Origin of the sequence: Paraburkholderia sp. GAS33, from assembly GCF_050436645.1 — a bacterium.
Classification (GTDB): domain Bacteria; phylum Pseudomonadota; class Gammaproteobacteria; order Burkholderiales; family Burkholderiaceae; genus Paraburkholderia; species Paraburkholderia phenazinium_B.
In genome coordinates this window covers 45,694-68,398 of record NZ_JBNDMP010000010.1, presented here as the reverse complement: position 1 = coordinate 68,398, position 22,705 = coordinate 45,694, and the positions used below count along the sequence as shown (strand labels likewise).

The 22,705-nt window shown below is 62.6% G+C and carries 23 protein-coding genes; 13 read left to right on the top strand and 10 right to left on the bottom strand.

The genetic code is table 11. The features are described 5' to 3' along the window. The first annotated feature begins 39 nt into the window (after nucleotides 1–39). From kdpC to P3T24_RS27060, 8 genes are all read left to right on the top strand, one after another. Entirely contained in the window at nucleotides 40–618 is a 579-nt protein-coding gene (gene kdpC, locus P3T24_RS27095; protein WP_143787615.1) for a potassium-transporting ATPase subunit KdpC, read from the top strand. Nucleotides 619–722: 104 nt separating this feature from the next. Beyond that, nucleotides 723–3,551 carry a DUF4118 domain-containing protein gene (locus tag P3T24_RS27090; protein WP_074265337.1) on the top strand — a complete coding sequence of 943 codons (2,829 nt, stop codon included), beginning with the start codon at nucleotides 723–725 and terminating at the stop codon, nucleotides 3,549–3,551. Further along, a complete protein-coding gene (gene kdpE, locus P3T24_RS27085; protein ID WP_074265336.1) occupies nucleotides 3,544–4,242 on the top strand; it encodes a two-component system response regulator KdpE in 699 nt (232 codons plus the stop codon). Before P3T24_RS27090 ends, kdpE begins: the two co-directional genes overlap by 8 nt. Nucleotides 4,243–4,337: 95 nt before the next feature. Next, entirely contained in the window at nucleotides 4,338–4,658 is a 321-nt protein-coding gene (gene sugE / locus P3T24_RS27080; RefSeq protein WP_074265335.1) for a quaternary ammonium compound efflux SMR transporter SugE, read from the top strand. A 226-nt stretch (nucleotides 4,659–4,884) separates the two neighbouring features. Next, nucleotides 4,885–5,496 carry a DUF4126 domain-containing protein gene (locus tag P3T24_RS27075; RefSeq protein WP_074265334.1) on the top strand — a complete coding sequence of 204 codons (612 nt, stop codon included), beginning with the start codon at nucleotides 4,885–4,887 and terminating at the stop codon, nucleotides 5,494–5,496. A 101-nt stretch (nucleotides 5,497–5,597) separates the two neighbouring features. Next, entirely contained in the window at nucleotides 5,598–8,087 is a 2,490-nt protein-coding gene (locus tag P3T24_RS27070; RefSeq protein WP_429439786.1) for an ABC transporter permease, read from the top strand. 64 nt (nucleotides 8,088–8,151) lie between these two features. Continuing rightward, nucleotides 8,152–8,562: a group II truncated hemoglobin gene (locus tag P3T24_RS27065; RefSeq protein ID WP_429408820.1), complete on the top strand. Its 411-nt coding sequence runs from the start codon at nucleotides 8,152–8,154 to the stop codon at nucleotides 8,560–8,562. Between the two features lie 21 nt (nucleotides 8,563–8,583). Further along, nucleotides 8,584–9,222, top strand: a complete 639-nt coding sequence (locus P3T24_RS27060) for a DUF924 family protein (protein ID WP_429439469.1) — start codon at nucleotides 8,584–8,586, stop codon at nucleotides 9,220–9,222. Between the two features lie 49 nt (nucleotides 9,223–9,271). Here the strand turns inward: P3T24_RS27060 and P3T24_RS27055 are convergent, their stop codons facing one another. The 10 genes from P3T24_RS27055 to P3T24_RS27010 all read right to left on the bottom strand — a co-directional run bounded on the left by P3T24_RS27055 (nucleotide 9,272) and on the right by P3T24_RS27010 (nucleotide 16,779). Continuing rightward, on the bottom strand, nucleotides 9,272–10,018 hold the full coding sequence (locus tag P3T24_RS27055; protein WP_429439466.1) for an SDR family oxidoreductase: 747 nt from the start codon (nucleotides 10,016–10,018) through the stop codon (nucleotides 9,272–9,274). A 67-nt stretch (nucleotides 10,019–10,085) separates the two neighbouring features. Then, complete coding sequence (locus tag P3T24_RS27050) at nucleotides 10,086–10,670, bottom strand: TIGR00730 family Rossman fold protein (RefSeq protein ID WP_429408822.1); 585 nt, start codon at nucleotides 10,668–10,670, stop codon at nucleotides 10,086–10,088. A gap of 2 nt (nucleotides 10,671–10,672) precedes the next feature. Continuing rightward, nucleotides 10,673–11,398, bottom strand: coding sequence for a TetR/AcrR family transcriptional regulator (locus P3T24_RS27045; protein WP_074265328.1), 726 nt, complete (start codon nucleotides 11,396–11,398; stop codon nucleotides 10,673–10,675). A 172-nt stretch (nucleotides 11,399–11,570) separates the two neighbouring features. Further along, the gene (locus P3T24_RS27040; RefSeq protein WP_429439463.1) at nucleotides 11,571–12,269 is read right to left on the bottom strand and encodes a diacylglycerol kinase; all 699 of its coding nucleotides are present in this window, start codon (nucleotides 12,267–12,269) and stop codon (nucleotides 11,571–11,573) included. A gap of 20 nt (nucleotides 12,270–12,289) precedes the next feature. Continuing rightward, a complete protein-coding gene (locus P3T24_RS27035; RefSeq protein WP_074265327.1) occupies nucleotides 12,290–13,321 on the bottom strand; it encodes a glycosyltransferase family 4 protein in 1,032 nt (343 codons plus the stop codon). Between the two features lie 56 nt (nucleotides 13,322–13,377). Next, nucleotides 13,378–14,322 carry a UDP-2,3-diacylglucosamine diphosphatase gene (locus tag P3T24_RS27030; RefSeq protein WP_074265326.1) on the bottom strand — a complete coding sequence of 315 codons (945 nt, stop codon included), beginning with the start codon at nucleotides 14,320–14,322 and terminating at the stop codon, nucleotides 13,378–13,380. A 78-nt stretch (nucleotides 14,323–14,400) separates the two neighbouring features. Beyond that, entirely contained in the window at nucleotides 14,401–14,931 is a 531-nt protein-coding gene (locus P3T24_RS27025) for an RDD family protein (RefSeq protein ID WP_429439782.1), read from the bottom strand. Between the two features lie 66 nt (nucleotides 14,932–14,997). Then, nucleotides 14,998–15,768 carry a DUF3106 domain-containing protein gene (locus tag P3T24_RS27020; protein ID WP_429408862.1) on the bottom strand — a complete coding sequence of 257 codons (771 nt, stop codon included), beginning with the start codon at nucleotides 15,766–15,768 and terminating at the stop codon, nucleotides 14,998–15,000. Nucleotides 15,769–15,784: 16 nt separating this feature from the next. Then, nucleotides 15,785–16,219: a DUF3619 family protein gene (locus tag P3T24_RS27015; protein ID WP_074265324.1), complete on the bottom strand. Its 435-nt coding sequence runs from the start codon at nucleotides 16,217–16,219 to the stop codon at nucleotides 15,785–15,787. Continuing rightward, entirely contained in the window at nucleotides 16,216–16,779 is a 564-nt protein-coding gene (locus P3T24_RS27010) for an RNA polymerase sigma factor (RefSeq protein ID WP_074265323.1), read from the bottom strand. Before P3T24_RS27010 ends, P3T24_RS27015 begins: the two co-directional genes overlap by 4 nt. 353 nt (nucleotides 16,780–17,132) lie before the next feature. Here P3T24_RS27010 and P3T24_RS27005 point away from each other — a divergent pair, with 353 nt between their 5' ends. From P3T24_RS27005 to pssA, 5 genes are all read left to right on the top strand, one after another. Then, nucleotides 17,133–18,899: an acetolactate synthase 3 catalytic subunit gene (locus tag P3T24_RS27005; RefSeq protein WP_074265322.1), complete on the top strand. Its 1,767-nt coding sequence runs from the start codon at nucleotides 17,133–17,135 to the stop codon at nucleotides 18,897–18,899. Nucleotides 18,900–19,013: 114 nt separating this feature from the next. Next, nucleotides 19,014–19,505: an acetolactate synthase small subunit gene (gene ilvN / locus P3T24_RS27000; RefSeq protein ID WP_074265321.1), complete on the top strand. Its 492-nt coding sequence runs from the start codon at nucleotides 19,014–19,016 to the stop codon at nucleotides 19,503–19,505. Between the two features lie 111 nt (nucleotides 19,506–19,616). Next, nucleotides 19,617–20,633: a ketol-acid reductoisomerase gene (ilvC, locus tag P3T24_RS26995; protein WP_074265320.1), complete on the top strand. Its 1,017-nt coding sequence runs from the start codon at nucleotides 19,617–19,619 to the stop codon at nucleotides 20,631–20,633. Nucleotides 20,634–20,764: 131 nt separating this feature from the next. Next, the gene (locus P3T24_RS26990) at nucleotides 20,765–21,409 is read left to right on the top strand and encodes a phosphatidylserine decarboxylase (protein ID WP_074265319.1); all 645 of its coding nucleotides are present in this window, start codon (nucleotides 20,765–20,767) and stop codon (nucleotides 21,407–21,409) included. A 24-nt stretch (nucleotides 21,410–21,433) separates the two neighbouring features. Continuing rightward, a complete protein-coding gene (gene pssA / locus P3T24_RS26985; RefSeq protein WP_074265318.1) occupies nucleotides 21,434–22,303 on the top strand; it encodes a CDP-diacylglycerol--serine O-phosphatidyltransferase in 870 nt (289 codons plus the stop codon). Nucleotides 22,304–22,705: the final 402 nt, after the last annotated feature.

The following is a 22,705-nucleotide window of genomic DNA, read 5'->3' as shown; positions in this document are numbered from 1 at the left end:
GGCGGCGTGGGCTGCCGGCTGCGTCTAAAAGGATTGCCAATCATGAAACTTTTTCGTCCGCTTATCGTGATCTTTGTCGTGCTGGCGGCGATCACGGGACTCGCTTACCCCGCTGTAATGACGGCCGTGGGCCAGGCTGCGTTCCACGATCAGGCCAACGGCAGCATGATCGAGCAGAACGGCAAGGTGGTCGGCTCGAAGCTGATCGGCCAGCAGTTCGATGCGCCGCAGTACTTCTGGGGCCGTCTGTCGGCCATTAGTCCGAAACCGTATGACCCGACGAGTTCGGGTGGCTCCAACATCGGACCGACCAACCCGGCGTTGTCGGATGAAGTCAAAGGCCGTCTCGACGCGTTGAAGGCGGCGGGTACCGATATGTCGAAGCCGGTACCGGTCGACCTCGTGACCTCGTCGGGTAGCGGCCTTGATCCGGAAATCAGCCCGGCTGCGGCGGCTTACCAGATCGACCGTGTCGCGAAGGCGCGCAAGATGTCGCCGAATGACGTGCAGGCGCTGGTCGACCGCTACACCAGCGGCCGTCAGTTCGGCGTGCTCGGTGAAGCTCGCGTCAACGTGCTGGAGCTCAATCTCGCGCTCGACGCTGCGCATCAAGGCTAAGTCTGTAGTCGTGACAAGGACGGCGGCTGGTTTGGCGCCGTCTTTGGCTTTTGTAGAGCGCGCTGTATGATCGAACAGAACAGAACCATAACTAACCACACCGCATGAACCGACCCGATCCAGACGAGTTGCTCGACAAGCTGCAACGCGACGAAGAAAAACGCCAGCGCGGCAAGCTGAAGATATTCTTCGGTGCGTCGGCGGGTGTGGGCAAAACGTATGCGATGTTGCAGGCCGCAAAGCGGCGCAGCGACGAAGGCGTGGATGTGCTGGTCGGCATCGCCGAAACGCATGGCCGTGGTGAGACCGCAGCGCTGCTCGAGGGGCTTGAGGTTTTGCCGCTCGCGCATATCGAATACCGCGGCCGCAAGCTCGGAGAATTCGATCTCGACGCCGCGCTCGCCCGCAAGCCGCAACTGATCCTCGTCGACGAACTCGCGCATTCGAACGTGCAGGGCGCACGCCATCTGAAGCGCTGGCAGGACGTCTACGAACTGCTCGATGCCGGCATCGACGTCTACACGACGGTCAACGTTCAACACCTCGAAAGCCTTAATGATGTGGTCGGACAGATCACCGGCATCCGCGTATGGGAGACGGTGCCTGACCGCGTGTTCGACCGTGCCGACGAAGTCACGCTGGTCGACTTGCCGGCCGAGGAACTGCTCGACCGGATGCGCGACGGCAAGGTTTATCTGGCGCAGCAGGCCGAGCGCGCGGTGCGCAACTTCTTTCGCAAGGGTAACCTGATCGCGCTGCGTGAACTGGCGCTGCGCCGCACGGCGGACCGGGTCGACGCGCAGATGCGTGAGTACCGCGCCGATCGTTCGATTCAACGTATCTGGCAGGCGCGCGACCGGCTGCTGGTGTGCGTGGGCCCAGGTCCCGAAGCGCCGATTCTGGTGCGCGCCGCGGCCCGTCTTGCCTCCAGTCTGAAAGCCGACTGGCTGGCCGTGTATGTCGAGACACCGAAGCTGCAACGGCTGCCGGAAGCGCGTCGTGAGCGCACGCTCAACGCGTTGCGGCTTGCCGCCGAACTCGGCGCGGAAACCGCCACGCTCGCGGGCGCCGATGCTGTCTCCGCATTGATCAGTTATGCGCGCGTGCGCAACGTCTCGAAGCTGGTAGCAGGAGCGTCGGCGCGTATCGGTGTAGCGCGCTTGCTGCGCCGCCCGCTTGGCGATCGCATCGCGGAGAAGGCCGGCGATCTCGACTTGACCTTGATTCGCGCGTCGTCGGAACGCGACGGCCTCGAACGCCGCACGATCGCCGACGAAGGCGTGAACGCGTGGCGCGAGGCACTCTCCGCGGCTCGCGAACGGCGTTCGCCGCCAGGTGCGTATGGTTGGGCACTCGCGATCTGCGCGGGCATCACCGCAGTGGCCAGCCAGCTGTTCGCCCATATCGACCTGACCAATCTCGTGATGCTGTACCTGCTCGGGGTGATCTTCACCGCGGTCAAACTGGGACGCGGGCCGGGCGTGGTGCAGTCGTTTGTCAGCGTGGCGGCGTTCGATTACTTTTTCGTGCCGCCGCGCATGTCGTTCTCGGTGTCCGACACCCAGTATCTGCTGACCTTCTTCGGCATGCTGCTGACCTCGCTGGTGATCAGCCATCTGACGTCGAGCCTGCGCCGGGAGGCGAGCGTCGCGCGGCGTCGCGAACAGCGCACTGGCGCAATGTACGCGATGGCGCGCGAGCTGGCCGCGGCGCTGACGATGGAGCAGATCGTCGGCATCGGCAGCCGCCATGTGAGCGAAGTGTTCGGCGCGCGCGTCGCGATCCTGTTGCCGGATAGTGCGGATCAGGTGAAGCAGAAGATCGAAGATCCGGATGCAGCGATCACGCTCGAAGGCGAATCGCTCGATATCGACGTCGGCCAGTGGGTGTATGACCAGCAGAAGCCGGCCGGTCATGGCACCGATACGCTGCCGGCCGCCACTGCACTGTATTTGCCGCTGAAGGCGCCGATGCGCACGCGCGGCGTGCTGGCGGTGGTGATGCGCGACGAGCGTGAGCTTGCCGTGCCGGAGCAGCAGCGCATGCTCGACGCGTTTGCCGCGCAGATTGCGCTCGCCGTGGAGCGGGTGCACTACGTCGACATCGCGCGTGACGCGCTCGTCAACATGGAGTCGGAGCGCTTGCGCAATTCGTTGCTGTCGGCCATTTCGCACGATCTGCGCACGCCGCTGACGACGATTGTCGGCTTTTCGTCAATGCTTGCGCAGACCCGCGAGGGCCAGGCGGTCAAGCAGCCTGGCGACGAACTTGTGGAAGCGATCCACGAGGAGGCGCTGCGCATGACCGGCATCGTCACCAATCTGCTCGACATGGCGCGTCTGCAGGCGGGCGGTCTGCAACTGAACCGCCAGTGGTCGCTGCTCGAAGAAACCGTGGGCGCCGCGCTGCGCGCATGCCGGCGCGTGCTCGCGAAACACCCGGTGCAGGTGAAACTGGCGCCCGATCTGCCGCTGCTGCAACTCGACGCAGTGCTGATGGAGCGGCTCTTCTCGAACCTGTTCGAGAACGCAGCGAAGTACACGCCGGCCGATACTCCGCTCACGATCGGCGCGGACATCATCGACGAGGACGGCAAGCCGTTCGTCCGCGTGACCGTCGACGATACCGGCCCGGGGCTGCCCGTCGGCATGGAAGCGCGCGTGTTCGAAAAATTTACCCGCGGCGAGAAAGAGTCGGCCAAGCCTGGTATCGGTTTGGGCCTGGCGATTTGCCGGGCCATTGTCGAAGCCCATGGCGGTACTATCGGCGCAATGAACCGGGTGGCGCGCGACGGCCATGTCGAAGGCGCGCGCTTCTGGTTCAATCTGCCGGTGGAGACGCCTCCGCCTGCGCCCGACGTGCAGGAAGATAACGACGAGGGGATGTCCCCCGAGCCGTACCCCAAGCAGACTTCAAAGCCTACCCATGAGTGACCCGAGCATCACCGTCGTCCTGATCGAAGACGAAAAACAGATTCGCCGTTTCGTGCGTGCCTCGCTGGAAGGCGAGGGTATCGTCGTCCATGACGCCGAGACCGGCAAGCAAGGGCTCGTGGAAGCCGCGACGCGCAAGCCCGACCTCGTGATCGTCGATCTCGGCCTGCCCGATACCGACGGGCTCGACGTGATCCGCGAACTGCGCGGCTGGAGCGACCTGCCGGTGATCGTGCTGTCGGCGCGAACCCAGGAGACCGAAAAGGTGGCCGCGCTCGACGCCGGTGCCGACGATTATCTGACCAAACCGTTTGGCGTGTCGGAGTTGCTGGCGCGGATTCGCGCCCATATGCGCCGGCGCAACCAGGGCGGCGCCAATGAATCACCGCAGGTGCATTTCGGGGCGGTGACGGTCGACCTGGCGTTGCGGCAGGTGAGCCGCGACGGCGCCGCGATCCATCTGACGCCGATCGAATACCGGCTCCTTGCCACATTGGTGCGGCATGCCGGCCGGGTGCTCACGCACCGGCAGTTGCTGCGCGATGTGTGGGGGCCGTCGCATGTGGAGAGCCATCACTATCTGCGCATCTATATGGCCCATTTGCGGCAGAAGCTCGAGCGCGACCCGGCGCAACCGGAACATATCGTTACCGAGACGGGGGTCGGATACCGGCTGGTTGGAGCCGCATAGGAGCGCCCAATCTTGATATAATTACAGATCGTAAGGACGACCTTGCGCATCTGCATCGAACGGGGACGGCCCCATCTGAATCATGGAGTCGTTTCATGTCCTGGTTTCTTCTGCTGATTGCCGGTTTGCTCGAAGTTGCGTGGGCAGCCGGTCTCAAGACCTCCGAAGGCTTTACCAAGCTGTGGCCGTCCGTGTTCACGGTCGTGACTTCCCTCGGCAGCTTTGCGCTGCTCGCCATCGCCATGCGCCAGTTGCCGCTTGGCACCGCCTACGCGGTGTGGACCGGAATCGGCGCTGTGGGCGCGTTTATTTTTGGCATCGTCATAATGGGCGAAGCGTTGACGGTGGCGCGGGTGGCCAGCGCGTCCCTGATTGTGATCGGCCTGATCGGACTCAAACTCTCCTCCGGCCATTAAAACGGCCCCCTGACTGCTCGTTTTGCAGTCTATAGCCGGTTTTCGCGGATATTAGAGCCTGAAATTGCAGTCTGCTCTGCGGTCTGCGAATTAACGTGGCTATAATGAAGTCGATCTCAATTTAATCTGTCCCGCGTCCGGCTTGGCGCGGGTCTGACAGCTTCGCTGCAGCGGGTGTCCGCAGTGGCAGAAGCGCCCGGCACGCGCAACGTGCCTGGAGGCTGCCATGCTTGAACCTCTCTCGCTAGCGGCGGGCCTGTCCTGGGGCAGTGGCCTCCGTCTCTATCTGACCGTCCTGTTAGCCGGCGTGTTTGCGCGCCTCGGTCTCGTCCATCTTCCCGATACCTTGTCCGTGCTGGCCTCGCCATGGGTGATCGGGGTGGCGGCTGTGCTGACGGTCACCGAGTTTCTGGCCGACAAAATTCCTGCTTTCGATTCCCTCTGGGACGCGATTCACACCTTTATCCGGATTCCCGCCGGTGCCGTGCTGGCTGCCGGTGCGCTCGGCCATGCCGATCCGGCGCTGCTGACCGTGGCGGCGCTCGCCGGCGGCACGTTGGCCGGTACCGCGCATCTGGCGAAGGCTGGTACGCGCGCGCTGATCAACCTCTCGCCTGAGCCGGTTTCGAACATCGTGACCTCGACCGCCGAGGATGGGCTCGTGTTCGGCGGTTTGTTGCTGGCGCTCTTCGTCCCGGTGCTGTTCCTGTTGCTGATGGTCGGCTTTCTGATGCTGGCGGCCTGGGTGTTGCCGCGTCTGTGGCGCGGCGTGCAGGGCGGCTTTCGCGGCATGGCGACCCATATGGTGTCGCGCTTCGCCAGGAGTCGGCACGATTGAGCGATTCGGCACGAGTATCGCCGGCGCCGCCAGCGGCCGTCGTCCGCGCCGCGCCGGGGCGTCGTTTTAGCGGGGGCGATCTGGTGCGTCAGGCCGTGCGGATGACCGCCCGCGACTGGCGCGCAGGCGAGTTGACGATGCTGCTGCTGGCGCTGGTGCTGGCCGTGGCGGCCCTCTCGAGCGTCGGCTTTCTCGCCGACCGATTACATCTGGGGCTTGAGCGCGATGCGCGGCGAATGATCGGCGCCGACTTCATCGTGCGCTCCGATCATCCCGTCGATCCGCAATTCAGCACCGAGGCCAAATCGCTTGGCCTGCAGATGGCGAACACCGCCATTTTCCCCAGCATGATCAGTACGATGGGCGCCCAGCCGGTCTCGCGGCTGGCGGCGCTCAAAGCCGTTACATCGGCGTATCCGCTGCGTGGCGCGCTGCGCATTACGACTGCACCGAACGCGCCCGATCACGAGGCGCGAGGGATTCCCGCGCCCGGCACGGTGTGGGTCGATCAGGCGCTGCTCGACGCGTTGAAGGTGCATGTCGGCGATACGGTGAGGGTCGGCAACCGCACGTTCACGATCGCCGCGATCATCACGCGTGAACTGGACCGCGGCTTCGGCTTCGTCAATTTTTCGCCACGGTTGATGCTGCGTGACGATGAGCTCAAGTCCACCGGTTTGATCGTGTTCGGCAGCCGCGTGACGTACCGGTTGCTGGTGGCGGGTGCGCGCCCGGCGGTCGAGAAGTTTGCCGCTTTTTCGCATGCCCGCGTCGACGACGGCAAGATGCGCGGCGTCGCGCTCGAATCGCTGAAGGACGGTCAGCCGCAGGTGCGCGAAACGCTCGATCGCGCGGGACATTTTCTGACCCTGGTGTCGCTGCTCACCGCGATGCTGGCGGCGGTCGCGATTGCGATGGCTTCGCACCGCTACATGCGGCGCCATCTCGATGGCTGCGCGGCGATGCGCTGTCTCGGTGTCAGTCAGCGCACGCTGCGTTCGCTGTTTCTGCTGGAGTTTCTCGGACTCGGTCTGCTTGGCGGAGCAATCGGCGTGCTGCTTGGCTATGCGGGACATCTGGCGTTGCTGAGCTGGCTGGGCACGTTGATCGACGTAGTGCTGCCGTATCCGGGCGCGTGGCCCGCGGTCGAAGGGATTGCGGCGGGTCTCGTGCTGCTGCTCGGCTTCGCGTTGCCGCCGTTGTTGCCGTTGACGCGTGTGCCGCCGGTGCGCGTGCTGCGCCGCGAATGGGGCGAGGAGGCGCGCACGGCATGGGCCGCGTATGCCCTGGGAATCGTGCTGTTCGCTGCACTGCTGATCGTGGCGGCCGGCGAAGTGAAGCTTGGCGGGATCGTCGCTGGCGGCTTTGCCGGCGGCCTGCTGGTTTTTGCCTTGATCGCCCGTCTCGCGTTGTGGGGCGCCGCGCGCATCGTGCGTAGCGAACGCGTCAATGCCGGCATTGGCTGGCGCTATGCGCTGGCCTCGCTCGAGCGGCGCAGCAGCGCCAGCGCGTTGCAGATCACGGCACTCGGTATCGGCCTCATGTGTCTGCTGTTGATTGCAATGACACGCAACGATCTGGTGGACGGCTGGCGCAAATCGACGCCGCCCGACGCACCCAACCAGTTCATCATCGACATCCAGCCCGACCAGCGTGCAGGGGTGACGCAGTACCTCAAGAGCCACGACGTGCCCGATGCGGCGCTTTCGCCGATGGTGCGCGGGCGGCTGATTGCGATCAACGGCAAGCCCATTAATCCGGACCAGTACAAGAGCGACGATGCCAAGCGCCTCGTCGACCGCGAATTCAACCTGTCGTACACGACGAGTCTGCCCGACGACAATCGGATCGTCGCGGGTAAGTGGTACGGCGACACGAAGGCGCCGCAGATTTCGATCGAGGAAGGGCTCGCGAAAACGATCCACGTGAAGGCTGGCGACACGCTGCGCTTCGACGTGACCGGTTTGCAGATCGATGCGCCGGTGACGAGCATCCGCAAGCTCGACTGGGGTTCGTTCAAGGTCAACTTTTTCGTGTTGATGCCGCCTGCTGCGTTGCAGGATTTCCCGGCCAGCTTCATCACGAGTTTCCACTTGCCGCCTGAGAAGAGCGCCACGATCGATGGTCTGATCGGTGCCTATCCGAATCTCACGGCCATCGATGTGGGCCCGATTCTCGCGCAGATGCAACGCATGCTGGAGCAGGTGATCGGCGCGGTGCAATTCCTGTTTGCCTTCACGCTCGCCGCGGGTGTGCTGGTGCTGTACGCGGCGCTCGCGGGCACGCGCGACGAGCGTATGCGAGAATCCGCGCTGCTGCGCGCGCTCGGTGCGTCGCATCGGCAGGTGCGCGCCGTGCAGGTGGCGGAGTTCGTCGCGGTAGGGGCGCTGGCTGGGCTGATGGCGGCGGCAGGCGCTGAAGTGGTGGGCTGGCAACTCGCGACGCGGGTGTTTTTCTTCTACCTGAACTTCGACCCGTGGCTGCTGCCTGCCGGTATCGCAGCAGGCATCGCTTGCGCGGGTGTGGGCGGCTGGTTGAGCCTGCGTCATGTGCTGGCCCGTCCCGCGTTGCAATCGCTGCGTGATGCGTGATACCTGAGCGGCAGTGACCGGGCAGTTCTTTCTTCGATTCCTTTTGCAGATAGCAGTTGACCGTATGACCGATCCGATCGACGAAGCGCCAGCGCAACCGACGGCCTTCGAACTGGTGGGCGGCGAGACGCGCGTGCGCGAACTCATCGACCGTTTCTACGACCTGATGGACCTCGAGCCCGAATTCGCGGGGATCCGAGCGCTGCATCCGCCGACCCTCGACGGCTCGCGCGACAAGTTCTTCTGGTTCCTGTGCGGCTGGCTCGGTGGCCCGGACCATTACATCAGCCGCTTCGGCCATCCGCGTCTGCGTGCCCGGCATCTGCCGTTTGCGATTGCTTCGAGTGAGCGCGATCAGTGGCTGCGGTGTATGGCGTGGGCGATGCAGGACGTGGGACTGGACGAGCCGCTGCGTGAGCGCCTGCTGCACTCGTTCTTTGATACGGCCGACTGGATGCGGAATCGGCCGGATTGATTGGAAGGGGAGACACGTCAGATGAGCGGGCTGTCTGGTTCCTTCGCCTATGACGCCGCAGCCGATTACGCCGCGCTCGACGAGCGGGCGCGAGTGGTGTTGGACTGCTGGTTTGGCGCGCCGGATTCCGTTACGTATGGGCAGGACAGAAAGCTGTGGTTCAAGCGCGATGCCGCGTTCGACGCCATGCTGCACCAGCGCTTCGGTGAACTGCTCGAGCTCGCTGCGCAGGGAGCCTTGGACGCGTGGGCCGTTACACCGCTTGGGGGTCTTGCGCTCGTTATCGTGCTCGATCAGTTTTCACGCAATCTATATCGCGGAACAGCGCGAGCATTCGCTGGCGATGCCCATGCGCTGAGGATTGCCAGGCAAATGATCGCAAACGGTGCAGACCAGCTTCTGCCGACCCTGCTTCATCGTGCCTTTGCTTATTTGCCGTTCGAGCACGACGAGTCGCTTGCCGGTCAGCGTGAATCGCTGCGGCTGTTCAAACCGTTCGAAGCGCAGCCGAAGAGAATCGCAAGTTACTACCAGGCCGCAGCCAGACACGCGGCGGTCATCGAACGGTTTGGGCGGTTTCCACATCGCAACGCGGCGTTGGGACGTGTGTCTACCGAAGAAGAGCAGGATTTCCTGCGCAAACCGGGATCGTCGTTCTGAGGAGCGCGTGCTGTGCCCAGGTTATCGAGCGCGGCAGGCGAACGAAAAATCAGCGTCCGCCGGCTATATCAAGCACTGCGCCGGTTACATACGAAGCCGCATCGCTCAGCAGCCAGACGATGCCTTCCGCGACTTCATCTGCGCTGCCGGGACGACCCAGCGGCGTCTGCGAGCCAAGCACCGCGGCGCGGTCCGGACGCCCACCGCTGGCATGGATCTCGGTATCGATCAGACCAGGCCGCACCGCGTTCACGCGTATCCCTTGCGGGCCGAGTTCCTTGGAGAGGCCAATCGTCATCGTATCGATGGCGCCTTTTGAGCCCGCGTAATCGACGTACTCGTTCGGCGCTCCGAGACGCGCGGCGGCCGAAGAGAGATTGACGATCACACCACCTTCGCCGCCGCGGTCTTTCGACATCCGGCGGGCAGCTTCCCGGGCGCATAGATAAGCACCGAGAACGTTGACGTCGAACATGCGCTGCAGGCGTGCCACATCCATATCGGCCAGCGGCATGCCGGGCGCGACGATGCCCGCGTTGTTCACCAGTGCATCGATCCGGCCAAATGCCTCAACGACCGCATCGAACATTCCAATCACGTCTGCTTCGCTTGCCACGTCGCCTTTGATCACGCGGGCATGGCCGCCAGCCCGCACGACCTCCGCCGCGGTTTCCTGCGCGGCGTTTTCGTTGCTAGCGTAGTTCACACCGACCGACCAGCCGCGTGCGCCCAGCAAACGCGCTGTCGCGCGGCCGATGCCGCGGCTTGCGCCCGTGATCAGAACGACCTTCGTCATGAATGACTGCCCCTGTAAGCGGTAAGCGGTAAGCGGTAAGCGGCGAGCGGCGAGCGGCGAGCGGCGCTCAAACTGCGTCGCGGTTTTCGGCCCATTTGTCTTTCGGCGGCGACTGATAACCGCGCAGCCTGGCGATCAACGCCACCGGGTCTGAATCGACCTGCAGGATGTCGTGATAGGTCTGGCGCATGAAGCCTTCCTGCACCGTATGCTCGAGCATCGCGATCAGCGGATCGTAGTAGCCGTCTATGTTGAGCAGTGCCACCGGCTTCTGGTGATAGCCGAGTTGCGCCCACGTATAGGCTTCGAACAGTTCTTCGAGCGTCCCCACGCCGCCGGGCATCGCAACGAACGCATCCGACAGGTCCGCCATCATCTTCTTGCGCTGGTGCATGTCGGGCACGACGTGCAATTCGGTCAGCCCGTTGTGGCCGACTTCCTTGTTGACGAGCAGCTCTGGAATCACGCCGATGGCGCGGCCGCCGGCCTCCATCACCGCGTCGGCAATCGTGCCCATCAGGCCGACCTTGCCACCGCCATAGACGAGCGCCAGGTCCGCAGCGACCAGAGCCCGGCCGAAGCTGCGAGCGGCCTCGGCGTAGAGCGGTTTGGCTCCGTTAGAAGAGCCGCAGTACACACATACCGCCTTCATATTCAAACGTCCTTCGGTTCGTTGCGCGGCGTGGCGCCTTCTTTTTGCGGCAGGTAGTCGTAGAACTCGCGCTTGGGCAGTTTGCCCGAAATCAGATCGTCGAACAGTTGCCGCGAGCGGCCACGCAGATACGGCGCCATCAGCGAAACGATCTGCACGCTGACCTGATGCAATTCAGCGCGAATCGCTTCCTGCTCGTTGTATTTGCGCGGGTTCATCACGAACTGGTACGACAGCCAATAAGTGCCGATTACGCCGACGTTGGTGGCGATCACGTTTAGTTCATCCGGCGTCGCCACCATTTCGCCGTCTGCGACGAGTTGATCGCAGAACTGGCTGGCAAAGCGCACCTTATGGCTGATGATCTGCTTGAAGTGCGTCTCGAGCGTGCGGTTGCGCGCCAGCAGATCGTTCAGGTCGCGATACAGGAAGCGATAGCGCCATGTGAAATCGACCATGTACTGCAGATAGGACCACATCTCGTCGATCGTCGCGCGGTGATCGTCCGGAAAGCGCAGACGCTTTTCGATCTCCTGCTCGAACTGGCTGAAGATGCTGTTGATGATGTCGTCTTTGTTGCGGAAGTGGTAGTACAGATTGCCCGGACTGATTTCCATTTCCTCGGCGATCGTCGTCGTGGTGACGTTCGGCTCGCCGATTTCGTTGAATAGCTTCAACGACAGTTCGAGAATCCGTTCGCGGGTGCGGCGGGGAGGTTTTGCTTCCATGTCGTCCGGCCCTGGTAGCGCCGGGCTGGCCGCGCAGCGCTGTGCCGCTGCTGCCTGCTAACCCTGACGCGGTTGGTATATTTCGAGACTATCGAACGATTATAAACCGACCGTTCTGATACCCAAGCCAAAGTCAGGGTTTTCACGCCGTGGTCGCATGCGCAGCGCGAGGCTAGAGCCACGCGCCGATCCAATGCACCAATAATGGGCCAACAATCAGCACCCACGTCATCAGACACATACCGAGCGCCACCATCACGGCCGCGCTGCCGAGATCCTTGGCGCGCCGCGACAACTCGTGCCGTTCGAGCGAGATACGGTCAATAGCGGCCTCGACGCTCGAATTCAGCAGTTCGACGATCAGCACCAGCAGCACCGAGCCGAGCAGCAACACGCGGCTCACCGGATCGACGGGGACGATCACGCCGCAGGGCACGAGGATGGCTGCCAGCGTCAGTTCCTGACGGAACGCGCTTTCTTCGCGGATTGCGACCTGAAAGCCGGCCAGCGAGTTTTTCATCGCGTGCCATGCACGCGTCACGCCGCGATTGCCTTTGTACGGGTTGAACGGCAATGGCGCGAGGGGATCGTCCGGACCTAGCGGTTCATGGGCTTCAGCGTGCGCGTCGTGAGCAGCGCCTGTCGCGGCATCGGATTGCCGTGCGTGGCCGCGGGTCTGCGCGTCGTTTGCAGAATGTGAATTCGGTTGCAGCGAAGGGCCAGGCCCGCGGCGCAGCGATGCGCCGTCCGTCGTTTGCGGCGCGCTCGCTTCGTGGACGTCGTCGAACGGATCGATACCGGTCCGATCCGTTTCGACGGAGTGCAGCGTGTCGTGCGGTGCACGACGGGCGCTGGAGGGTCTTGCTCGCATGGGCGGCTTGGCGGAGCGCGTCACGCGGCCGCGCTCTCCTCGCTGAACGTAGGCCGCGGCAGCGGCTTCAGATGCGCGGCGAACTGCTCGGAAGCGGCGGTCCACGAAAAGCGCTCGGCCCATGCGCGAGCATGATTGCGGTCGATTTTCAGCGCTTCGAGGCAGGCCTCGCGCAGATCTTCGTTCATCGCGCCGGCGCCGCCGTCGCCCAGCACGTCGATCGGTCCGGTGACCGGGTAAGCGGCGACCGGCGTGCCGCAGGCGAGCGCTTCGAGCAGCACGAGGCCGAACGTATCGGTGCGGCTCGGGAACACGAACACGTCAGCCGCGGCGTACACCTTGGCGAGTTCCGCCTGGGTCAGCACGCCCAGGTAGTTCACCGTCGGATAGCGCGACTTCAGTTCGGCGAGCGCCGGGCCTTCGCCGGCCACCCACTTCGAACCCGGCAGATCCAGCTTGAGAAACGCTTCGACGTTCTTCTCGACGGCTACGCGGCCGACGTACAGAAAGATCGGCCGTGCCGTATTCAGCACCTTCGAATCCATCTGATGAAAGATGTCCAGGTCGACGCCGCGCGTCCACAGCACTACGTTCGTGAAGCCGAATTTTTCGAGGTCGGTCTTGACGACCGGCGTCGGCGCCATCACGGCCAGCGACGCCTTGTGGAACCAGTGCAGGAACTTGTAGGTTGCGGCGAGCGGAATGCCGAAGCGGGCCTGCACGTATTCCGGAAAGCGCGTGTGATACGCCGTCGTGAAGGGCAGCTTATGCTTGATCGCGTAAGCTCGCGCAGCCATGCCGAGCGGGCCTTCGGTGGCGATGTGCAACGCGTCCGGAGCGAACCCGTCAATGCGTTCGTGGAGCTTGCGCTTCGGGAACAGCGACAGGCGGATTTCAGGGTACGTCGGACACGGGATCGTCTTGAATTCGAGCGGCGTCAACAGGTCGACACGGTGGCCAAGCGCGGTGAGTTCGCGGGTCGTGTTCTTCAGCGTGCGTACCACGCCGTTGACCTGCGGCTCCCATGCATCGGTGACGATCATGATCTTCATCGGTTTTGGCCCAGTAGAAGTTAAAAGTGATGACGCGGGGGACTGCTAATTGGCCACTAGGCGGTCGCGCGGGCCTTTTGCGGACGCACTTCCGGCGCACGCATCACGGTCCAGTAGATCACCTTGAGTTCACCTTCGAAGGTCTCGACGAGCGCCGACAGGCTTTCGACCCAGTCACCGTCGTTGCAATACAGCACGCCGTCGATATCGCGAATCTCCGCCTTGTGGATGTGTCCGCAGACCACGCCGTCGCAACCGCGGCGACGCGCTTCATCGGTCATCACACGTTCGAACGAGGAGATGAAATTCACCGCGTTCTTCACCTGATGCTTGAGGTACTGCGACAGCGACCAGTACTGGAAGCCGAGACGGCTGCGGATCCGGTTGAACCAGCGGTTCAGCACGAGGATCACCGTGTAGAGCGTGTCGCCGAGATAGGCGAGCCACTTCGCATGCTGGATCACGCCGTCGAACAGGTCGCCATGCACGATCCACAGGCGCTTGCCGGCGAGCGTGGTGTGAAACGCTTCGCCGCGCACGTGGATGTCGCCGAACGCGAGGTCGCAGAACTGGCGCGCGGCTTCGTCGTGATTACCGGGGATGTAGACGACCTGGGTGCCTTTACGGGCTTTACGGAGAATTTTCTGCACGACGTCGTTGTGCGCCTGCGGCCAGTACCAGCCTTTTTTCAACTGCCAGCCGTCGATGATGTCGCCGACCAGGTACAGGTACTCCGAGTCGTTGTGACGCAGAAAGTCGAGCAGATACGACGCCTGGCAACCACTCGAACCCAGATGGATATCGGACAGCCAGATCGTGCGGTAGCGGTGCGGCTCCTCATGGTCATCGTCCTGATGGCCAGGTTGCGGTTCCGAGGAGAGCGGTGGCAGTGGGATCGGCAGGCCGGCACCGAAGGAGGCAGAGTCCGGCCGGAAAGCGACGGGGTCGACGCTCGGGCCAGTCTGGCGGAACAAGGAAGTCGCGGACGTTTTGGGGTCCATGGCTCGCGCGTCGAGTTGCAGTGCCCGTATTGCGCCATCCGCGTGTGACTGTGCCGTGACAGTCACGAGAACTTCTTATTACGCGGAAGGCGTGGCGGCAACGACGATGCGTGTTCCGGCGAGCCGGTCGTGCAGAAACTGGCGGCTCGCGCCTAGGCGCCCGGTGGCGGCCCATAAGACGAACCAGACCGCAGCAATCATCAGCGTATGCGGCAGCGAAAGGCCGAGCAGGGGATGCAGCGCAAGCGGGGGCAGAAACCACAGCCAGGCCAGCAGATAGCGCAGGACGGCCCGTGGCGCGGACAGCGGCGAGCCGTTGGCGGCGACTACGCGCAGCCGCCAGGTTTTCATGGGTAGGGTTTGTCCGCTGTGGGTCCAAAACCACACAAAGTACAGACCGACCACGAAACCGATCCATGCGGCCATGATGTTGTGATGGGTCAGGCCGTTGCGTTGCTGCGTCAATGTGCTGAAAAGATATCCGGCGATGAACACCACACCGAACAGGATGACACCCTCATAGAGCATCGTCGCGAGCCGGCGGCGCACTGACGGCGTGGCCGGTAACGGAGCCGCGGGCGGTAGGGGCGTGGCAAGCGGATCGGACACGTTGGGCGCGGTGGGCACGTTCATATGTGGAAGGCAGGAGCCGAGGCCGGATCGGGCGCGCCGTGCTCAGGAGCCGCCGTTGTAAATCGACGGTGTTTCGCGTGGCATGATCGGCGCCGGAGTCGGCGCGGGCGCCGGCGGGACAAGGCTGCCGGAGGGCGGTAGCGCAGGCGCTACCGGCAGTGCGCCGCCGGTAGCCGACGCGCTGGCCGTGGCCACGACACCGCTCGCGGCCCGTTCGCGGCCGTTGACTAGGCGTTCGATGTCTTTTAGCTCACTTTTGCCGGTGGGCGGAGCGCTCACGACCGTTGGCCGCCGCTTGCGCTCGCTCGCCGCGAGCCGCTCTTTCTGCTCTTCAGGTAACTGCTGATACGCCTTCCAGGCTTTCTGGCGGGCTTCCCGTGGCAGTTCCTTCGAAACCTGATAGTTTTCCCGCGCGACGCGGCGCTGGTCCGGTGTCAGACGGACCCATTCGGTCATACGGTCGTGCAGGCCTTTTTGTTGTTCAGGCGTCAACTTCGAGTAACGTGAGGCGATCTTGATCCATTTTCGCTTACGTTCGACGCTGAAGGTATCCCACACGTCGGCAAACGGCGCCAGGGCGACGTGCTCGGCATCGGAGAGACGCGACCATGACAGCGGGCTGCTGTTGCTGGCCAGTCCCGGAATTTCAACGCCCAATGCCGGGGTAGCAGGCTTGGCGGGCGAACCGCCAGCAGCCGTCGGCGCCGCAACAGTCGAGGCGCTCGGGTAGAAGCGCGGATAAGTGGCGGCAAATGACACGAGGGCCGCAATGGCACACCCGAAAACAACGGCGAGGCCGCGCTTGTAACTCACCCGAAGAGTCTCCCGCTTAGTGCGCGCGCGACAGATACGCGTTGAAGCCGTGATCGAGGTATGCGTTGAGCGGCAGATCGTCACTCAGCATTGCGGCGTCAATATCGGCGAGTTCAGCGGTGCGTTGCTGGTCTTCCCAGTAGGCGATCGCCACGAGGCTGACCACGAGCGCCGCCAGCGGCCAGGCAAGCGCGAAGCGGCGCAGCGGCGAACGGCGGCGGTGCGGGGCTTCGGCCTGCGGCATGCCGGACAGCGCACCGGCAGCGCCGGCGAAGGCGGGCACGAACACGGGCGCGCTCACTGGCTCGGGCTTCTTGCGGGCGAGCGCGGCACGGCGCGCCACGGCGAGCCGGTCAACGGCGGCGGGGGAAATACTGGCGGCGTTTTCGTCGAGCGCGCGGCGTACTTGCCGCGCGAATTCGAGTTCTTTTGTATCGAGAGAGGAGCTCATAGCGTGATTCCTTTGGCCTTGAGCGCTTGTGCCAGCGTATGCGTGGCTCGCGAACAGTGTGTTTTTACACTGCCCTCGGAGCAGCCCATCGCAGCAGCAGTCTCGGCGACATCCATATCTTCCCAATAACGCATGAGAAACGCCTCCCGTTGACGTGCCGGTAATTTTTGGATCTCGTCGTCAATCAACTGTAAGACTTGTTCGCGCTCGAGCTTCTGTTCATTGCTCTCGGCGCCGACGGAGCCCTCTTGTGCTTCGAATGTCTCCAGCGGGTCGAATTCGTCATCCTCGGAGTTCCCGAGCGACGAGAACAGACTGACCCAAGTATTGCGCACTTTCTGCCGACGAAAAAAGTCGTGCATCGCATTCTGCAGAATACGCTGAAACAGCAGCGGAAGTTCAGCTGCTGGTCGGTCGCCGTATTTTTCGGCGAGCTTGATCATCGCGTCTTGCACGATGTCGAGCGAGGCGTCGTCGTCCCGCACGGCGTAGACCGTCTGCTTGAACGCGCGCCTTTCGACGCCCGCCAGAAAATCGGCGAGTTCCTTGTCTGATGCCATCCGTTGGGGGTCGGCGCAGCGAGCGTGCGCGTAATCGATCGAAATTGTCGTAAAACTGGCGGATGCTAACAAACTTTCGCCCCGCTGGGGAAAAACACGAAGCCCTATCGATGCCTGCGACAGCCTTTTGTCCTGTTTTGACCATCCTGGGACGGATGGCGCGGAAATATTTTCTTGACCATCTCGCCGTCAGCAGATATCTTCGACGGTTCGCAACATAAGTGACTTGTCTCATTTGAGGTGTGGCCCAAGAAGCTCACCTGTCAAAGTGGACGCGCCGCTTGAACCCGAGCCACAAGCCCGGCAGAGAGCACCCGATCAATTTTTTGCCGAAAATTCGAAAGGTGATTGTGATGAATATGCCCAGCGCGGAATTCTCCACGTCGGATACGACTCCCCATCGCGAAACTGACTCCTCGATTGGCGCCACCGTGCTCATGCGCGCATTGGCCGACGAAGACGTCGAGTTTGTCTGGGGCTATCCTGGCGGCTCGGTACTCTACATCTACGACGAGCTGTACAAGCAGGACAAATTCCAGCACATCCTCGTGCGCCACGAACAAGCCGCTGTCCATGCCGCAGACGCGTATTCGCGTTCCACGGGCAAGGTCGGCGTGTGTCTCGTGACCTCCGGCCCCGGCGTCACCAATGCGGTGACCGGCATCGCGACCGCCTACATGGATTCGATTCCTCTGGTGGTGATCAGCGGTCAGGTGCCTACAGCCGCCATCGGCCAGGATGCGTTCCAGGAGTGCGATACGGTCGGCATCACGCGTCCGTGCGTGAAGCACAACTTCCTCGTGAAGGACGTGCGCGATCTCGCCGCCGTCGTCAAGAAAGCGTTCTACATCGCCCGTACCGGCCGGCCTGGCCCGGTGCTGATCGACATTCCTAAAGACGTGTCGAAAGCGCCTTGCCAGTACGAACCGCTGAAGAGCGTGTCGCTGCGCTCGTATAACCCGGTGACGAAGGGCCACTCGGGCCAGATTCGCAAGGCCGTGTCCTTGCTGCTCGGCGCGAAGCGTCCGTATATCTACACCGGTGGCGGCATTATCCTGGCGGATGCGTCGCGTGAGCTGAACCAGTTCGCCGATCTGCTCGGCTACCCTGTCACCAACACGTTGATGGGTCTGGGCGGCTATCGCGCGAGCGACAGGAAATTCCTCGGCATGCTCGGCATGCACGGTACCTACGAAGCCAACATGGCCATGCAGAACTGCGACGTTCTGATCGCCATCGGTGCGCGCTTCGACGACCGTGTGATCGGCGACCCGGCGCATTTTTCGTCGGTGCCGCGCAAGATCATCCATATCGACATCGACCCTTCCTCTATCTCCAAGCGCGTCAAGGTCGACATTCCGATCGTGGGCGACGTCAAGGAAGTGCTGAAGGAACTGATCGAGCAGTTGCAGACGGCCGAGCATGGCCCGGACACCGCGGCGCTCGCCTCCTGGTGGAAGGACATCGAAGCCTGGCGCGCCAAAGACTGCCTGAAGTTCGATCGCAAGAGCGACATCATCAAGCCGCAGTACGTGGTGGAAAAGGCGTATGAACTCACCGACGGCAATGCCTTCGTGTGTTCGGACGTCGGCCAGCACCAGATGTGGGCGGCACAGTTTTATCGCTTCAACAAGCCGCGCCGCTGGATCAATTCCGGTGGTCTCGGCACGATGGGCTTCGGCCTGCCGGCTGCGATGGGTGTGAAGATGGCGCATCCGGACGACGACGTGCTCTGCATCACGGGCGAAGGCTCGATCCAGATGTGCATCCAGGAACTCTCGACCTGCAAGCAGTACGAAACGCCGATCAAGATCATTTCGCTGAACAACCGCTATCTGGGCATGGTGCGCCAGTGGCAGCAGATCGAATACAGCAAGCGCTATTCGCATTCGTACATGGATGCGCTGCCGGATTTCGTGAAGCTCGCCGAAGCATACGGCCATGTCGGCATGCGGATTGAGAGGACAGCGGATGTCGAGCCAGCGCTGAAGGAAGCGCTGCGCCTGAAGGATCGCACCGTGTTTCTCGACTTCCAGACCGATCCGACCGAAAACGTCTGGCCGATGGTTCAGGCCGGCAAGGGCATCACTGAGATGCTGCTCGGGGCGGAAGATCTATAACGACGGTTCTGTAGCGCCGGCTTCTTTCTGCGCGCCTCCACAAAAGGCGAGGGCGAACGAAGCGGCGCGAACCGGCTCGCATACGTCGACAAAACATCTGGAAGAAGCGAAATCATGAGACATATTATTTCCGTCCTGCTGGAAAACGAACCGGGCGCGCTCTCGCGCGTGGTCGGCCTCTTTTCCGCACGCGGGTACAACATTGAAACCTTGACGGTGGCCCCGACCGAAGACCATTCGCTGTCGCGCATGACCATCGTTTCCATTGGCTCGGATGACGTGATCGAACAGATCACGAAGCATTTGAACCGCCTGATCGAGGTGGTGAAAGTGGTCGACCTGACCGAGGGCGCCCATATCGAGCGCGAGCTGATGTTGATCAAGGTAAGGGCGGTCGGCAAGGAACGTGAAGAGATGAAGCGGATGTCGGATATTTTCCGCGGCCGCATCATCGACGTCACCGAAAAGACCTATACGATCGAACTGACAGGCGCGAGCAACAAGCTCGATGCCTTCATTGAAGGGCTCGACGCCACCGCGATTCTCGAAACGGTCCGCACGGGCAGCTCGGGGATCGGTCGCGGCGAACGCATTCTGAAGGTTTGACGCCGGCTTGTATCGATCGAGGCCGGGCAGTGCCTGCACCCACCCGGCCATGCAATACATTCGCACTATTTGAACTTCACCGATTTCACTGAATTTAGCCAAGGAACAGACATGAAAGTTTTCTACGACAAAGACGCTGACCTTTCCCTCATCAAGGGCAAGCAAGTCACCATCATCGGCTACGGCTCGCAAGGCCATGCTCACGCGCTGAACCTGAAGGAAAGCGGCGTGAAGATCACGGTCGGTCTGCGCAAGGGCGGCGCATCGTGGAGCAAGGCGGAGAACGCCGGCCTGCAGGTCAAGGAAGTGGCGGAAGCCGTGAAGGGCGCAGACGTCGTCATGATGCTGCTGCCGGACGAGCAGATCGCCGAAGTCTATGCCAAGGAAGTGCACGCCAACATCAAGGAAGGCGCAGCGCTGGCCTTCGCACACGGCTTTAACGTGCATTACGGTCAGGTGATCCCGCGTGCGGATCTGGACGTCATCATGATCGCGCCGAAGGCCCCGGGCCACACGGTGCGCAGCACCTACTCGCAAGGTGGCGGCGTGCCCCACCTGATCGCTGTCGCGCAGAACAAGTCGGGCGCAGCACGTGACATCGCGCTGTCGTACGCAGCAGCGAACGGCGGCGGCCGTGCCGGCGTCATCGAAACGAACTTCCGCGAAGAAACCGAAACCGACCTGTTCGGCGAACAGGCGGTTCTGTGCGGCGGTACGGTCGACCTGATCAAGGCTGGCTTCGAAACCCTGGTGGAAGCGGGCTACGCGCCGGAAATGGCGTACTTCGAATGCCTGCACGAACTGAAGCTGATCGTCGACCTGATCTACGAAGGCGGCATCGCCAACATGAACTACTCGATCTCGAACAACGCCGAATACGGCGAGTACGTGACGGGTCCGAAGATCGTGACGGCTGAAACGAAGAAGGCCATGAAGCAGGTGCTGACCGACATTCAGACGGGCGAGTACGCCAAGAGCTTCATCATCGAAAACAAGGCTGGCGCGCCGACGCTGCAATCGCGTCGCCGTCTGACGGCTGAACACCAGATCGAAACGGTCGGTGCAAAGCTGCGTTCGATGATGCCGTGGATCGCGGCGAACAAGCTGGTCGACCAGTCGAAGAACTAAGCTAGCTGTCGTTCCTGACCGGCGCGGCGCTTTTACGAAAGGCGCCGGTCATGCAAAAAGCCGCCCAAGGGTGCTGAACCCTGGGCGGCTTTTGCTATCCTACGGTTTTACAAAAATACAGAAGCCAATCCATGAATTACCCTCATCCGATCATCGCGCGCGAAGGCTGGCCATTTATTGCCATCGCGGCCGTCGTTGCGTTGTTGATCCAAGCCTTCGCGGGATTCGGCTTTGCCTGGCTGTTCTGGCTGCTGCTCATCTTCGTCGTGCAGTTCTTCCGCGATCCGGCGCGTCCCATTCCCACGCAACCCAATGCCGTGCTGTGCCCGGCCGACGGACGCATCGTGGCGGTCGAAACGACGCACGATCCGTATGCGAACCGTGAAGCGCTGAAAATCAGCGTGTTCATGAACGTGTTCAATGTGCACTCGCAACGCTCCCCGGTGGACGGCGCGATTTCGAAGGTCGAATATTTCCCGGGCGCGTACCTGAATGCCGCGGTGGACAAGGCTTCGACCGAAAACGAACGCAACGCGCTGGTAATCGAAACGGCCAGCGGCCATACCGTGACCTCGGTGCAGATCGCCGGTCTCATCGCTCGCCGTATTCTTTGCTATGTGCGCTCCGGCGAGCCGCTCACGCGCGGTCAACGTTACGGATTTATCCGCTTCGGCTCGCGTGTCGACGTGTATCTGCCGGTGGGCAGCCGTCCGCGGGTGTCGATTGGCGAGAAGGTTTCGGCATCGTCGACCATTCTTGCCGAACTCGAACTATAAAGCGGCACAAGGGAGGTTTTTCCGATGGCCGCATTCAAGCGTCGTCCCCGTAACACGGCTGCACCGCAGCCGCGGCCGTTCCGCCGCAACAAGCCGATGGTGCAGGACGCAGTGCCGATCGACAGCCGCCGCGCAGCGCGCCAGCAGTTTCTGAGAAAGCGCGGCATTTACCTGCTGCCTAATGCGTTCACTACAGCGGCGTTGTTCTGCGGCTTCTTCGCAGTCGTGCAGGCCATGAACGTGCGCTTCGAAGTGGCCGCGATTGCGATTTTCGTCGCCATGGTGCTCGACGGCATGGACGGCCGCGTCGCACGGATGACGCATACGCAAAGCGCCTTCGGCGAACAGTTCGATAGCCTCTCGGACATGGTGTCGTTCGGCGTCGCGCCGGCGCTCGTCATGTACGAATGGGTGCTGAAGGACCTGGGGCGCTGGGGCTGGCTCGCGGCGTTCGTCTACTGTTCGGGCGCAGCGCTGCGTCTGGCGCGGTTCAACACCAACATCGGTGTGGTCGACAAACGCTTCTTTCAGGGCATGCCGAGCCCGGCAGCGGCGGCGCTGATCGCGGGTTTCGTGTGGCTCGCCACCGATAACCGCGTGCCCGTCAAGCTGGTCTGGCTGCCGTGGGTCGCCTTCGTGCTAACCATCTATGCCGGCGTGACGATGGTGTCGAACGCGCCGTTCTACAGCGGCAAGGCGCTCGACGTGCGGCACCGTGTGCCGTTCGGCGTGATCCTGCTGGTGGTGATGGCCTTCGTGCTGGTGTCGTCCGACCCGCCGCTGATGCTGTTTGGACTGTTTGTGCTGTATGGCCTGTCGGGTTATGTGTTCTGGGGCTACCAGGCGTTGCGGGGCAGGGCCAATCCGGCTCGCTCGGTGCAGCGCGAGCGCTGACAGAACTCCGACACTTGCGCTGACGTGCCAAGTGAGCGCGGCTTGGTTGCAAGCCTGCGCGCCCGGTCCAGCGCGGTGCTTTCTGCGTCTTGTTACGATCGAAACGGTGGCCTTCCGGCTGCCGTTTTTCTTTGGCGGACACGCTATGCGGCAGACGCCCCGCCAGGCGCGGACGCCGCCGCAGCATCAGGTTCCGAGCCAATTGCACGATTTTCCGAATGCCGCTATAGTCTACGGATGGTTACCCCACAGTTCTCCTTCCAGTCTCTTCAAGCCGGTGCGCTTCTATGCGTGCTAGCGCTAGCGCGTCTACCGCGCTGATCGTTTTCGCCCTCCGTCTGCCTCGTTCGTTGTTTGGCGTCGCCTGCGGTGGCGCAAACACCCGAATTTCGTTTTCCGACT

Bases quoted from the DNA above. Each gene is read 5' to 3' on its own strand.
- P3T24_RS27090 (WP_074265337.1), top strand. From the start codon at position 723: ATGAACCGACCCGATCCAGACGAGTTGCTCGACAAGCTGCAACGCGAC.
- kdpE (WP_074265336.1), top strand. From the start codon at position 3,544: ATGAGTGACCCGAGCATCACCGTCGTCCTGATCGAAGACGAAAAACAG.
- sugE (WP_074265335.1), top strand. From the start codon at position 4,338: ATGTCCTGGTTTCTTCTGCTGATTGCCGGTTTGCTCGAAGTTGCGTGG.
- P3T24_RS27075 (WP_074265334.1), top strand. From the start codon at position 4,885: ATGCTTGAACCTCTCTCGCTAGCGGCGGGCCTGTCCTGGGGCAGTGGC.
- P3T24_RS27070 (WP_429439786.1), top strand. From the start codon at position 5,598: ATGACCGCCCGCGACTGGCGCGCAGGCGAGTTGACGATGCTGCTGCTG.
- P3T24_RS27065 (WP_429408820.1), top strand. From the start codon at position 8,152: ATGACCGATCCGATCGACGAAGCGCCAGCGCAACCGACGGCCTTCGAA.
- P3T24_RS27060 (WP_429439469.1), top strand. From the start codon at position 8,584: ATGAGCGGGCTGTCTGGTTCCTTCGCCTATGACGCCGCAGCCGATTAC.
- P3T24_RS27055 (WP_429439466.1), bottom strand. From the start codon at position 10,018: ATGACGAAGGTCGTTCTGATCACGGGCGCAAGCCGCGGCATCGGCCGC.
- P3T24_RS27050 (WP_429408822.1), bottom strand. From the start codon at position 10,670: ATGAAGGCGGTATGTGTGTACTGCGGCTCTTCTAACGGAGCCAAACCG.
- P3T24_RS27045 (WP_074265328.1), bottom strand. From the start codon at position 11,398: ATGGAAGCAAAACCTCCCCGCCGCACCCGCGAACGGATTCTCGAACTG.
- P3T24_RS27040 (WP_429439463.1), bottom strand. From the start codon at position 12,269: ATGCGAGCAAGACCCTCCAGCGCCCGTCGTGCACCGCACGACACGCTG.
- P3T24_RS27035 (WP_074265327.1), bottom strand. From the start codon at position 13,321: ATGAAGATCATGATCGTCACCGATGCATGGGAGCCGCAGGTCAACGGC.
- P3T24_RS27030 (WP_074265326.1), bottom strand. From the start codon at position 14,322: ATGGACCCCAAAACGTCCGCGACTTCCTTGTTCCGCCAGACTGGCCCG.
- P3T24_RS27015 (WP_074265324.1), bottom strand. From the start codon at position 16,219: ATGAGCTCCTCTCTCGATACAAAAGAACTCGAATTCGCGCGGCAAGTA.
- P3T24_RS27010 (WP_074265323.1), bottom strand. From the start codon at position 16,779: ATGGCATCAGACAAGGAACTCGCCGATTTTCTGGCGGGCGTCGAAAGG.
- P3T24_RS27005 (WP_074265322.1), top strand. From the start codon at position 17,133: ATGAATATGCCCAGCGCGGAATTCTCCACGTCGGATACGACTCCCCAT.
- ilvN (WP_074265321.1), top strand. From the start codon at position 19,014: ATGAGACATATTATTTCCGTCCTGCTGGAAAACGAACCGGGCGCGCTC.
- ilvC (WP_074265320.1), top strand. From the start codon at position 19,617: ATGAAAGTTTTCTACGACAAAGACGCTGACCTTTCCCTCATCAAGGGC.
- P3T24_RS26990 (WP_074265319.1), top strand. From the start codon at position 20,765: ATGAATTACCCTCATCCGATCATCGCGCGCGAAGGCTGGCCATTTATT.
- pssA (WP_074265318.1), top strand. From the start codon at position 21,434: ATGGCCGCATTCAAGCGTCGTCCCCGTAACACGGCTGCACCGCAGCCG.